Origin of the sequence: Polaromonas sp., assembly GCF_030682935.1 — a bacterium.
In the GTDB taxonomy this organism is placed as follows: domain Bacteria; phylum Pseudomonadota; class Gammaproteobacteria; order Burkholderiales; family Burkholderiaceae_C; genus Polaromonas.
In genome coordinates this window covers 16,981-28,637 of the sequence record NZ_JAUXNA010000106.1, presented here as the reverse complement: position 1 = coordinate 28,637, position 11,657 = coordinate 16,981, and the positions used below count along the sequence as shown (strand labels likewise).

Genomic DNA, 11,657 nt, shown 5'->3' with positions numbered 1-11,657 from the left:
GGCCTGGTGCCCGGCGCCGGCGGCCTGACTTATATTGCGCGCCGCGCCGCTGAAAATTCAGCTGCGTCAACCGGCAAGGACATGCTGCCCTTCCTGACCGAAGGATTCACCGCCGCCGCCATGGCCAAAGTCGGGACCAGCGCTATTGACAGCCGCAAGATCGGCTACCTGCTGGACAGCGACGTGATTGTGCCGAACAAGGACGAGCTGCTGTTTGTAGCGCTGAACGAAGCGCGCGCGATGTTCAATTCCGGTTACCGCGCGCCGCACAAGCGGATGTTTCCCGTGGCGGGGCGCAACGGCCTGGCGACCATCAAGGGGCAACTCGTCAACATGCGCGACGGCGGCTTCATCAGCGCGCACGACTTTCACATTGCCAGCCTGATCGCGGGCGTGGTCTGCGGTGGCGATGTGGATGCCGGTACGCTGGTGACAGAGGAGTACCTGATGACGCTGGAACGCCAGGCGTTTTGCGCGCTGCTGGGGCACCCCAAGACGCAGGAACGCATCATGGGCATGATGAGCACCGGCAAACCGGTTCGTAATTGATAAAGCTACTACGGAAGCGCCATGCGTCGTTGCAGCCCAAGCCCCATCCTCACGTACTTGAAGTACGTTCCGGTGGATATCGGGCGCCCGCGCCTAGCCTGACGGCTCCTCGCTACGCTTTCTCAATCACGAACCCTCTATTTTTATGACCATCCCTGACCATCCCCCCAACCGGCTGGAGCGCCAGCTGGATCGGCTTTCCGACGTGCCCGCCTTTGCGCGTCCCTGGTATCGCAACGTGGTGCTGCGCCGCGCTGTGCCCTTCGCCGGCACGGCAGGCCTGGACTTTCTGCAGATGTCTACGGACCGCGTGGAAATCGGCCTCAAGAACGAAAAGAAAGTCCAGGACCACCTTGGCGGCATCCACGCTTCGGCCATGCACCTGCTGGCCGAAACCGCCACCGGCATGGTGGTCGGCATGAATGTGCGCGACGACTGCATTCCGCTGGCCAAGGAACTCAAGATGGCGTTCAAAAAACGCGCCACAGGTTCGATGCGCGCGGTTGCCGTCCTCACGGCAGAACAGCAAGCCCTGATGCAGGCCAGTGACGAGGGCGAAGTCAATGTGGCGGTCACGGTGACCGACGAGGCCGGTGTGCATCCGGTTGACTGTGAATTTGTGTGGGCCTGGATTCCGTCCGGTCCGCGGAAAAGCTGAAGAAGCAATAGGCGACATGCAAAACCAGGCCAGCGCCAATGCGAGAAAGTTCGCCAAGTCCCTTCGCCGGGAGATGACCGATGGCGAGCGGCGGCTATGGCAGCGGCTGCGTGGTGAGCAGATGGGTTTTAAATTCCGGCGGCAGCATCCGCTGGGTTCGTATGTGGCTGATTTTGCGTGTCTTGCGCCCCGGCTGATTGTTGAGCTTGACGGGTCTCAGCATGCGGATCAGCAGGCTTATGACGCCAGGCGCGATATGTTTTTCAGGCAACACGGCTTTGACATGTTGCGCTTTCCGGCCAACTTGCCTTTTTCGGGTTTGCAGTCGATGGTGGAGGCGATTTACAACCGGCTGACGGAATTGGCCGCGCAGGCCCCCCTCCCCGCACCCGCCCCTTGAGTCACCAACCTTCTACCGATTCATCCAGAAAGAGCACCCCATGAAACAAGTCCAGGACGCCTACATCGTCGCCGCCACGCGCACGCCCATCGGGCGCTCGCACCGGGGCTTCTTCCGCAATACCCGTCCTGACGACCTGCTGGTCAGCGTCCTGCGCTCGGCGCTGGCCCAGGTGCCGACGCTGGACCCCAAGGCGATCGAAGACATCATCTGCGGCTGTGCAATTCCGGAAGGCCCGCAGGGCCTGAACATTGCCCGCATCGGTGCGGTGCTGGCCGGCTTGCCTGCCAGCGTGGGCGGCATCACCGTCAACCGTTTTTGCGCGTCGGGCCTGTCGGCCGTGCAGATGGCCGCAGACCGCATCCGTGTGGGCGAGGCCGACGTGATGATCGCGGCTGGCACTGAAAGCATGAGCATGGTGCCGATGTCGGGCAACTCGCCGTCGCTGTCGCCCGCCATGTTTGCCAATGACGAGAACGTCGGCATTGCCTACGGCATGGGCCTGACGGCCGAGAAGGTGGCGCAGCAATGGAAGGTCTCGCGTGAGGCGCAAGACCAGTTTGCCTACGCGTCCCACATGAAGGCCCTGAAGGCGCAGCAGGCCGGCGAGTTCACCGCTGAAATCACGCCGGTCGAAGTGACCGACCGCAGCGCCAACCTGGAGACCGGCGAAGTCATTGCCACCACCCGTACCGTGCGCCTTGACGAGGGTGCGCGCCCCGACACCACGCTGGAAGGGCTGGCCAAACTCAAGACCCCGTTTGCCGCGCGCGGCTCGGTCACGGCGGGCAACAGCTCGCAAACCTCCGATGGCGCGGGGGCCCTGATTCTGGCCAGCGAAAAAGCTGTCAAGGAATTTGGCCTCAAGCCGCTCGCGCGCTTTGTGAGCTACGCCGCCAAAGGCGTGCCGCCCCACATCATGGGCATAGGCCCGATTGAAGCCATTCCGGCGGCGCTGCGTTATGCCGGCTTGAAGCAGGACGACATGGACTGGTTCGAGCTCAACGAGGCGTTTGCGGCGCAGTCGCTGGCCGTCATCCACACGCTGGGGCTGGACCCGGCCAAGGTCAACCCCATGGGCGGCGCGATTGCATTGGGCCATCCGCTGGGCGCTACCGGTGCGATCCGCGCCGCCACGGTGATTCATGCGCTGCACCGCCACCAGTTGAAGTACGGCATGGTGACCATGTGTGTGGGCATGGGCCAGGGCGCCGCCGGTATCTTCGAGCGCGTCTGAGTGCGGCGCGGACCAGAACGGCCGAGCCACGAAGATGAATCTTTTATCCCTTATCCTCTAGCGTTATGACTACCACCCACCAGACCCCCGCAGAAATTCTGACCCACGTTGACGCCGGTGTGATGACCCTCACCCTGAACCGCATCGACAAGAAAAACTCCATCACCGCCGCCATGTACGGCACCCTGGCCGACGCGCTGGAGTCTGCCAACCACGACGCTGCCGTGCGCGTGGTGGTGATCCAGGGCCATGAAAGCATTTTTTCGGCCGGCAACGACATTGGCGACTTTCTGAAGAATCCGCCCGCCACGCAGGACTCGCCGGTATTTCGCTTTCTGCGCGGCATCAGCAGCTTTCCAAAACCGATTGTGGCGTCCGTGTGCGGCCCGGCGGTCGGCATCGGCACCACGATGCTGCTGCATTGCGACCTGGTGTATGCGGGCGACAACGCGGCGTTTTCCATGCCTTTTGTCAATCTGGGCCTGTGCCCGGAAGCGGCGTCCAGTTTTCTGGTGCCGCAGCTGATGGGTTATCCGCGTGCCGCGGAAGCGCTGCTGCTGGGCGAGCCCTTTTCGGCTGAAACCGCGCTGGAGGTGGGGCTGATCAACCGCATCGTGCCGCCTGCCGAGGCCAACGCGCTGGCCCAAAGGCAGGCGCTCAAGCTGGTCGCCAAACCACTGAGCTCCCTGTTGGAGACCAAACGCCTCATGAAAAAAGGCAACGCCGGTATCGTGGCCGAGCGCATGGCCGAAGAGGGCGCCAGCTTCGGGCGCATGCTGCAGGAGCCGGCAGCGCGCGAGGCATTTGGCGCTTTCATGGAAAAGCGAAAGCCTGATTTTTCTGCCGTTTGATGGGATTTTCCGATTCAGCGGTGGGCGGCGTGACGCACCGCCATCACGCGCACTCTGCGCGACAATGGAGCGCATGATCAAAGCTTCGCTCCCCGCCTCAGTTCCAGTCCCTGAATTCGAAGAAGAGTTCATCGCCGGCCTGAAAAGCATTTTTGAAGAAAAAATCGTCTTCAACCAGGTGCTGGGCCTGAAGATCACGTCGCTCAAGGCGGATCGGGTCACGGCGCGCATTGACATGCGGCACGAACTCATAGGCCACCCGGCCTACAACCGCATTCACGGCGGCGTCATCAGTGCCGGGCTGGACGCCATGGGCGGCTTGGCGGTGATGGCGGCCATTGGCGCGCGGCACATGGACGAAACTCCTTCGCAGCGCTTGCAGCGCTTTTCCAAGCTCGGCACGATTGACCTGCGGGTGGACTATTTGCGCCCGGGCATCAGCGAGTATTTTGAACTGCGGGCCGAGGTGCTGCGCCTGGGGTCGCGCGTGGCCAGCACGCGCATGGAGTTTCTGGGCGCCGATGGCAAACTCTTTTCCACGGCGGCGGCCGCTTACATCGTTTCATAGTACGTGGTGCTGGGGCCAACGTTTTTTTGAGCGCCTCAAGTGCGCCCGGCCTCGCCCAGCGCTTGCAGAAACTTTTTGCGCCACCAGTGCACGTCCTGCGTCCTGATGTTTTCAAGCAGCTTTTGATGGCGCGCCTGCCGCTCTTGCAGCGGCATCTGCAGCGCCCGCTGTATGGCGTCTGCCGTGCCGTCGGTGTCGTAGGGGTTGACCAGCAAGGCTTCTTTCAGTTGCGCGGCGGCCCCCGCAAAGCGCGACAGCACCAGCACGCCCGGATCTGCCGGGTCTTGCGCTGCAATAAATTCCTTGGCCACCAGGTTCATGCCGTCGCGTAGCGGTGTCACCAGCGCTACGCGCGCCACCCGGTACAGCCCTGGCAGGCATTCGCGTGCCACGTTGCGGTGCATGAAGCGGATCGGCATCCAGTCCAGTTCCCCAAAGTCGCCATTGATGGCGCCGCACAGGCCTTCGAGTTCCTGGAGCAAATCGGTGTAGGTCCCCATGTCTTCACGGCTGGGGGAGGCCACCTGGATCAGCGTTGCGCTGCGCAGGTTTTCGGGGTATTTTTTCAGCAGGGCCTGAAACGCGCGCAGGCGTTGCGGCAGGCCTTTGGAATAGTCCAGACGCTCCACGCCCAGCAGCAGTTTGCGGCGGCCGTATTCGTGTTTCATGTGTTTGTACATGTCGATCGCGCTCTTGGCATGCGTGAGCGCGGCGAACTCGTCCACGTCAATGCCAATCGGGAAAGCGCCCGCCTGCACGGTGCGACTGAAAGCCCGAAAGCGGTGCTGGCCCAGGTCCTCGGCGCCCGCTTCGGCCTGCACGTAACGCGAGAAGTGCAGCAGGTCGGCCTCGGTCTGAAAGCCCACCAGGTCGTAGGCAAAGAGCGCGCGCATCAGCCATTCGTGCTGGGGAATGGCCGCCAGCACCGGCTGCGGCGGCAGCGGAATGTGCAGAAAAAAACCGATGCGCTGGGTGCAGCCCATCGCGCGCAGTTCGGCCGCCAGAGGAATCAGGTGGTAGTCGTGTACCCAGATGATGTCGTCGGGCAAGAGCTGCGTCATCAGCTGGCGCGCAAACAGCTGGTTGACGCGGCGGTAGGCGCCAATGTAGCCCGCATCAAAGCGGGCCAGATCCAGCCGGTAGTGAAACACCGGCCACAGCACGCTGTTGCTGTACCCGAGGTAATAGCCGGCATGGTCTTGCTCGCACAAGTCCACCGTGGCCAGTGTGACGTTGCCGGCCTGTTGCACATGCAGCGCGCCTTCGCCGGGCGCACCGCCCTCGGCGATGGCGCCGCTCCAGCCGAACCACAGTCCGCCCGTGGCATGCAGTGCGTCGCCCAGCGCCACGGCCAAGCCGCCCGCCACGGCCTGGCTGGGGTCGGCCACGCGGTTGGACACCACGACTAATCTAGCCATGTGACCCCATCAGGAGCGAAAGACGCTGAGGGTGACGTGCGCCGCGAAGGGCCGCCCCGAGCAAGCACAGCCCCCTTGGGGGGCAGCGCATTACACGAAGTGAAAAGCGTGGGGGCAAAATATTCATACCTGCGAGTCCCACGGCGCGGACAGGCGCACGGCTGCGTTGATGATGCCCACCATCGAGTAGGTCTGCGGGAAGTTGCCCCACATTTCGCCCGTGACCGGGTGCGTGTCTTCCGACAGCAGGCCCAGGTGGTTGCGCGCTGCCAGCATGGTGGTAAAAATTTCGCGGGCCTGGGCTTTGCGGCCAATCCGCGCCAGCGCATCGATGCGCCAGAAGGTGCAGATGTTGAACGCGGTTTCCGGTTTTCCAAAATCGTCGGGGGCTTCGTAGCGGCGCATATAGGGTCCGTCGCACAAATGGATTTCCAGTGCGTCGACGGTGGCAATGAAGCGCGGGTCTTTCGGGTCGATGAAGCCGACCTCGATCATCAGCAGCACGCTGGCGTCCAGATCGCGGCCGCCAAAACTCTCGGCAAAGGCCTGGCGCTCTTCGCTCCAGGCCTCACGCAAAATCCGCTCCTGCATGCGGCGCGCATGGTCCTGCCAGTAGGCCGCACGCTCGGGCAGCGCCAGCACCAGCGCGATTTTGCCGAGCCGGTCGCACGCCGCCCAGCACATCAGGGCGGAAGAGGTGTGAACCCGGGCGCGCGTGCGCAGCTCCCACATGCCGGCGTCGGGTTTGTCGTAGGTGCGTGCGGCCTGCTCGCCGACGTCCTCCAGGCGCTTGAATTCGGCCAGGCCGGCGCGGTGCAGCAGCCGCTGGTCATGAAAGGCCTGCGCCGCACCCAGCACCACATTGCCATACACGTCATGCTGAAAATGCTCCTGCGCCTGGTTGCCCACGCGCACCGGCCCCATGCCCCGGTAGCCGCTCAGGTGATCCATGACGGCTTCGGGCAGCTCGCGCTCCAGGCCAATGCCGTACAGCGGCTGGATGTGTCCGCCCCTGGCTTGCACCACCACGTTGCTCAGCCAGCGCAGGTAGTCTTCCATGGTGCTGACCTCCGACAGGCTGTTGAGCGCGCGCACCACAAAAAAGGCATCGCGCAGCCAGCAATAACGGTAGTCCCAGTTGCGCTGGCTGCCGGGTGCCTCAGGGATGCTGGTGGTCATGGCCGCCACAATGGCGCCGGTGTCTTCAAACAGCGACAGCTTGAGCGTGATGGCGGCGCGGATCACGGCGTCCTGCCATTCCAGCGGAATGTGCAGGCGCTGGCTCCATTGGCGCCAGTAGGACACGGTTTCCTGCTCAAACAGCCGCGCCGTGTCGGCAATGCCGTCGGCGAGCGACTCGTCGGCGCCCAGCAGAAAATTGAGCTCGCGCGTCAGCACGAAAGGCTGCTTGGACAGCAGGTGCGACAGCGGGGCGTCGGTGCTCAGCCGCAGCGTGAGTGCATCGCCCACGTAGCGCAGGTGGTTGCTGCCCTGGGTGATCAGGGGCTGGCGGCGGCCCCAGTCAAAACGGATGTCGAGTGACACGCGAATGCGCGGCGCGCCATGGAGGGGCCGCACGCGCCGCACCAGCGTCATGGGCTTGAAGAAGCGCGAGTGGCTGAAAAAACGCGGTGCGAAGTCGGTGATCTCTATGCCCTGTCCGCTTTTGTCAAGCAACTGGGTGCGCAGCACGGCGGTATTGGGCTCGTACCACTGCTTGGCTTGGGCGAAGTCCTCGATCTCAATGGCAAAGGCACTGGATTGGTCTGTGTCACTGCTGCCCTGCTCCAGCAGGGCGTTGAACACCGGGTCGCCATCAAAGCGCGGCAGGCAGCACCAGACGATACGCCCGCGGGCATCAATCAAGGCACTGAAAGCGCAGTTGCCGATCACCCCCATGGCGAGCGACGGTTCGGCGGGGGGCGCAAAGTGCGTGGAGTCGCTTGCAACGCTCATTTTTCGTTCCTGTTCATCGATTTTTCCGGTGGGTTGGGGGCAGTGGGGGTTGGCTGGTCGTGGCAGGCCAGGCGCAGCCATTGCCGCAGCGCTGCAGGCGTCTGGCAGCGGTAGTGCGCCCGTGAGTCGCCTTTGCCGACCTTGATACCCTGGCCGCCGAGAAGCTGCACGGCCGAAAATCCGGCTTCGTCGGTTGTGTCGTCGCCCGCAAACAGCGGCAGCCGGCCCGCAAAAGGCGCGGCCGCCATGAAGGCTTCAATCGCTGTGCCCTTGCTGATGCCTGCCGGCTTGACCTCAAACACACATTTGCCGCGCAGCAATTCCAGGCCTGGCGTGCCGTGGGCTGCGTCCCGCATGACCTGCTGGGCCAGCGTTTCCAGCTCGGGTGCGTGGCGGTAGTGCAGGGCGACAGCCGCCGATTTGATTTCCACGCGCAGGCCGGTGTGGCGCGCTGCCAGCGCCGTGGCCAGCCGCACCACCTCCTGTAAATCGGGTGACGCCAGGCTGATCACCTGGCCCTGGGCCAGGCGGCGTTGCGCACCATGCTCGGCGGCAGAGGTCAACTGCAAGGGCGCCAGAAAGCCATCCAGGTCTGCGAGCCTGCGCCCCGACACGATGGCCAGCGCGCCGTTCAGCTGCGCCGCGAGTTGCGTCAATACGGGAATCAAATCGGCGACGAGCTGCACCGCTTCGGGCTGCGGCGCCAGGTCGGCCAGCGTGCCGTCAAAGTCCAGAAAAAGCGCAGTTTGCGGGCCAATGTCCGGCAAGGAAAATGAAACGGAGGGGGAAGACTGCATCGCCATATGCGCCTCACCTTAGCAGGCCTGCCTGGAAACGGCTGTAGGCCGGGGTCGATTTTTTGCGGCTTCAGCTGACCGGCGCCGTCGCAAAGCAGGGGCTGCGGCGCACGGCGGTCACCCGCGCCTGGTGAATCGATTCGCCGATCTGCCGGCCGGTTTTCCCCGCCGCCTGGGCCTCGGCCGCCACCTGATCGGTCGCCACCGACTGGGCCGCAGCCAGCACCGCCAGCAGCCGCGGGCGCTGGGGGTAGGGCGACTGATCGAGCCCGAGGCGGCCCCGCGCGTCGCACTCGCAGGCCAGCAAAATGTCGGCAAAGCGCTGGGGCTTGCGAAACGCATCGCAGCGCTCCAGCAGGCGCACCAGGGCCGCCGGGCTGACATCGCCGCTGCGGTGAATGTTGCCGTGCTCGCGCGCCACCACGTCGGCCAGCTCGCGGCAGTCGGTGGGCACACGCAGCCGCGCGCACAGGCCCAAGAGCTGCCGCGCGCTGCGTTCCTCGTGGCCGATGTGCCTGGGCAGCATCCCGGCCGGCGTGGTGCCTTTGCCGAGGTCGTGGCACAGGCAGGCAAAGCGCACCGGCAAGGGGGCCTGCAGCCGGGCCGCCATGTCCAGCACCAGCATCAGGTGAATGCCGGTGTCGACCTCGGGGTGGTATTCGGGGCGCTGGGGCACGCCCCACAACGCGGCGACTTCAGGCAGCAGCTTGTGCAGGGCACCGCATTCGCGCAGTACTTCCAGCATGCGCGAGGGGGTGCCCTCCATCAGGCCGCGCGCCAGCTCCTGCCACACACGTTCGGGCACCAGTGCATCGACTTCGCCATCGGCCACCATGTCCTGCATCAGCGCCCCGGTTTCGGGGGCGATTGAAAAATCAGGAAACCGTGCGGCAAAGCGCGCCAGCCGCAGGATGCGGACCGGGTCCTCGCGGAAGGCCTCTGTGACATGGCGCAAGACCTTGTTCTGAAGATCCTGCTGCCCGCCGAACGGATCAATCAAGGCCCCGAAATCAGGCTCAAATACGGCATTGGCGCAGGCAGGACGGGCAGGAGCAGCTATTGAATTAATAGTAAGGTCGCGCCGCGCCAGGTCTTGCTCCAGCGTCACGTCGGGTTCTGCATGCACCACAAAGCCGCGGTAGCCGCGCGCCGTGTTGCGCTCGGTGCGCGCCAGCGCGTATTCCTCGTGGGTCTGCGGGTGCAAAAACACCGGAAAGTCCCGGCCTACCGGCAGATAGCCCTGGGCCGTCAGTTCTTCGGGCGTGGCGCCCACCACCACCCAGTCGTGGTCTGTTACCTTCAAGCCCAGCAAGGCATCACGCACCGCACCCCCGACCATGTAAATTTTCATGCCGGCAGTTTAGCGGCTCAGGCCCTCAGTGCTGCAGGCGGTAGGGCTCTTCAAACGCACGGAAGTCGCGCTCCGCCAGCGCGTCGGCCACCCAGGCTTGCACGCCGGGCAGGGCGCACAGGCGCTCGATGTAGGCGGCGATGTCGGCGGGCACGGGCAGGGCGTAGCGCTTCAGGCGCATGCACACCGGCGCAAAAAACGCGTCGGCGATGCTGAAGTCGCCAAATAAGAACTGAGCCCCCACGGTCGGCTTCGTCTCCCTGCCCCCCAAGGGGGCGTTCGCACCTTGGGGCGGCCCGGCGTTGCTCAATGGGCCCTGGTGCTCGGCCAGCAACGCGCGCCACATGGCCACGAGGCGTTCCACATCGGCGCGCACGGCGGGTTTGTCGCGCCAGATCAGCTGGCCCACGTCCGCCAGGTCGGCTTCAATGTTCATGGGGCAGGCCGAACGCAGGGCCGCAAAGCCGCTGTGCATTTCGGCGCAAACGCTGCGCGCCCGGGCACGGGCCGGCACGCTGGCGGGCCACAGGTGTTTGTCGGGAAAGCGCTCGGCCAGGTACTCGGCAATCGCCAGGGAATCCCACACCACCAGGCCGTCGTCGTCCAGCGCAGGCACCTTGCCTGCCGGATTGACCGGGCCGATTTGCGTCTTGAAGCCCGAATCGGCGTCAAAAGAATCAAAGCGCAGCTTGATTTCTTCAAACGGAATGCCGGCCTGCTTGAGCAGCACCCAGGGCCGCATGGACCAGGAGGAATAGTTTTTATTGCCGATGTAGAGCTTGAGCATGGGGGTCCTGATCTGCTGACATGAGGGGCGGTCTTTTTGCCCCCGGTTGGGGGCTGTAACCTTAAAAGCGCCCGGCCGTCTTGCGTTTGGCCGTGAGGCCGCTGCGCAAGCCTTGTGCGCCCAGGTAGGTGGGGCCAATGGCCGCCAGTGCGGCCGGTTGGATGCCCAGTGCCTGCAGGCCGGGCAGTTGGCCGCTGGCCACGTTGTCGGTTTTCATGGCGTTGAGGTTGTCGCGGCTCAGCAGGGGCTCGCCGGGCGCCAGTTCCATGAGCCGGGCCTGCACGCGCGCCAGCGCGTCGGGCAGCGCGATCACCGTGCGGCCCTTGCCGCCCTTGATGCCGGCGTAGCGCCCGGCCAGTTCCACCAGTTGCTTGAGCGTGAACACCTCGGGTCCGCAGGCTTCATAAATCTGGCCGATGGTGTCGGGGGTCTGCAGGCAGTGCACCACCGCGCGGGCCACGTCCTCGACCCACACCGGCTGAAAGCGCGCCTGGCTGCCCGCCAGCGGAATCACCGGAAACAGCTGCTGCAGCCGGGCAAAGGTGTTGAGGAATTTGTCTTCAGCGCCAAAAATCACGCTGGGGCGCAGCACCGTCAGGTCCAGTCCGGCACCGCGCAAAACCGCCTCGCCGCGCGCCTTGCTGCGCTGGTACATCGAGGCCGAATCCAGCGATGCGCCGAGTGCGCTGATATGGACGATGCGCCTGACACCGCTGGCCTCGCAGGCACGCGCCAGCGCCAGCGGCAATTGCACATGCACCTTCTCAAATGCGGCTTCCGAGCCGTGCAGGATGGCGATCAGGTTGACCACCGCGTCGTGCCCGGCCAGCAGGCCCGCCAGCGACGCGCTGTCATGCGCAGGGGTCTCGATCACGTCGACCATGGGCAGCATGAGCAGGTGCTGGGCGTTGCTGCGGCGGCGCGTGACCACGGTCACGCGGCATTGCGCTTCGACCAGTTTTTCACAAACATGCCGACCGACAAAGCCGGTACCGCCGAGGATGAGGATTTTTTTCATAGGCCTTAATTTAGCGCGTTTGGACGGTGTTGCCCTGAATCAGCACTTTTTACTTTAATTTTTGGAT

11 protein-coding genes and 1 pseudogene are annotated in these 11,657 nt (G+C 64.4%); 6 read left to right on the top strand and 6 right to left on the bottom strand.

All coding sequences use genetic code 11. The annotated features are described in order from the left end of the window. The 6 genes and pseudogenes from Q8K05_RS04995 to Q8K05_RS04970 form a co-directional block, all read left to right on the top strand. Window positions 1-549 (top strand): annotated as a pseudogene (locus tag Q8K05_RS04995) (3-hydroxyacyl-CoA dehydrogenase); the annotation flags it as partial. Window positions 550-694: 145 nt separating this feature from the next. After that, window positions 695-1,207, top strand: coding sequence for a DUF4442 domain-containing protein (locus tag Q8K05_RS04990; protein WP_305245422.1), 513 nt, complete (start codon window positions 695-697; stop codon window positions 1,205-1,207). Between the two features lie 16 nt (window positions 1,208-1,223). After that, a complete protein-coding gene (locus Q8K05_RS04985) occupies window positions 1,224-1,607 on the top strand; it encodes an endonuclease domain-containing protein (RefSeq protein ID WP_305245421.1) in 384 nt (127 codons plus the stop codon). A 40-nt stretch (window positions 1,608-1,647) separates the two neighbouring features. Beyond that, a complete protein-coding gene (locus Q8K05_RS04980; protein ID WP_305245420.1) occupies window positions 1,648-2,844 on the top strand; it encodes an acetyl-CoA C-acyltransferase in 1,197 nt (398 codons plus the stop codon). 65 nt (window positions 2,845-2,909) lie between these two features. Next, window positions 2,910-3,695 (top strand): enoyl-CoA hydratase, encoded by a 786-nt coding sequence (locus Q8K05_RS04975; RefSeq protein ID WP_305245419.1) that lies wholly within the window; start codon window positions 2,910-2,912, stop codon window positions 3,693-3,695. Window positions 3,696-3,759: 64 nt separating this feature from the next. Next, complete coding sequence (locus Q8K05_RS04970) at window positions 3,760-4,263, top strand: thioesterase family protein (protein ID WP_305245418.1); 504 nt, start codon at window positions 3,760-3,762, stop codon at window positions 4,261-4,263. A gap of 35 nt (window positions 4,264-4,298) precedes the next feature. On the opposite strand, the gene otsA is transcribed toward Q8K05_RS04970, so the two are convergent. The 6 genes from otsA to Q8K05_RS04940 form a co-directional block, all read right to left on the bottom strand. Then, window positions 4,299-5,681, bottom strand: a complete 1,383-nt coding sequence (otsA, locus tag Q8K05_RS04965; protein ID WP_305245417.1) for an alpha,alpha-trehalose-phosphate synthase (UDP-forming) — start codon at window positions 5,679-5,681, stop codon at window positions 4,299-4,301. A gap of 123 nt (window positions 5,682-5,804) precedes the next feature. Continuing rightward, window positions 5,805-7,637, bottom strand: coding sequence for a glycoside hydrolase family 15 protein (locus tag Q8K05_RS04960; protein WP_305245416.1), 1,833 nt, complete (start codon window positions 7,635-7,637; stop codon window positions 5,805-5,807). Beyond that, the gene (otsB, locus tag Q8K05_RS04955; RefSeq protein WP_305245415.1) at window positions 7,634-8,434 is read right to left on the bottom strand and encodes a trehalose-phosphatase; all 801 of its coding nucleotides are present in this window, start codon (window positions 8,432-8,434) and stop codon (window positions 7,634-7,636) included. The genes Q8K05_RS04960 and otsB overlap by 4 nt, the downstream gene beginning before the upstream one ends. Before the next feature lie 70 nt (window positions 8,435-8,504). Continuing rightward, window positions 8,505-9,785: a multifunctional CCA addition/repair protein gene (locus Q8K05_RS04950; RefSeq protein ID WP_305245414.1), complete on the bottom strand. Its 1,281-nt coding sequence runs from the start codon at window positions 9,783-9,785 to the stop codon at window positions 8,505-8,507. 25 nt (window positions 9,786-9,810) lie between these two features. Continuing rightward, on the bottom strand, window positions 9,811-10,572 hold the full coding sequence (locus Q8K05_RS04945) for a glutathione S-transferase family protein (RefSeq protein ID WP_305245413.1): 762 nt from the start codon (window positions 10,570-10,572) through the stop codon (window positions 9,811-9,813). 61 nt (window positions 10,573-10,633) lie between these two features. After that, a complete protein-coding gene (locus Q8K05_RS04940) occupies window positions 10,634-11,590 on the bottom strand; it encodes a complex I NDUFA9 subunit family protein (RefSeq protein WP_305245412.1) in 957 nt (318 codons plus the stop codon). Window positions 11,591-11,657 lie beyond the last annotated feature (67 nt).

Bases quoted from the DNA above. Each gene is read 5' to 3' on its own strand.
- Q8K05_RS04990 (WP_305245422.1), top strand. From the start codon at position 695: ATGACCATCCCTGACCATCCCCCCAACCGGCTGGAGCGCCAGCTGGAT.
- Q8K05_RS04985 (WP_305245421.1), top strand. From the start codon at position 1,224: ATGCAAAACCAGGCCAGCGCCAATGCGAGAAAGTTCGCCAAGTCCCTT.
- Q8K05_RS04980 (WP_305245420.1), top strand. From the start codon at position 1,648: ATGAAACAAGTCCAGGACGCCTACATCGTCGCCGCCACGCGCACGCCC.
- Q8K05_RS04975 (WP_305245419.1), top strand. From the start codon at position 2,910: ATGACTACCACCCACCAGACCCCCGCAGAAATTCTGACCCACGTTGAC.
- Q8K05_RS04970 (WP_305245418.1), top strand. From the start codon at position 3,760: ATGGAGCGCATGATCAAAGCTTCGCTCCCCGCCTCAGTTCCAGTCCCT.
- otsA (WP_305245417.1), bottom strand. From the start codon at position 5,681: ATGGCTAGATTAGTCGTGGTGTCCAACCGCGTGGCCGACCCCAGCCAG.
- Q8K05_RS04960 (WP_305245416.1), bottom strand. From the start codon at position 7,637: ATGAGCGTTGCAAGCGACTCCACGCACTTTGCGCCCCCCGCCGAACCG.
- otsB (WP_305245415.1), bottom strand. From the start codon at position 8,434: ATGCAGTCTTCCCCCTCCGTTTCATTTTCCTTGCCGGACATTGGCCCG.
- Q8K05_RS04950 (WP_305245414.1), bottom strand. From the start codon at position 9,785: ATGAAAATTTACATGGTCGGGGGTGCGGTGCGTGATGCCTTGCTGGGC.
- Q8K05_RS04945 (WP_305245413.1), bottom strand. From the start codon at position 10,572: ATGCTCAAGCTCTACATCGGCAATAAAAACTATTCCTCCTGGTCCATG.
- Q8K05_RS04940 (WP_305245412.1), bottom strand. From the start codon at position 11,590: ATGAAAAAAATCCTCATCCTCGGCGGTACCGGCTTTGTCGGTCGGCAT.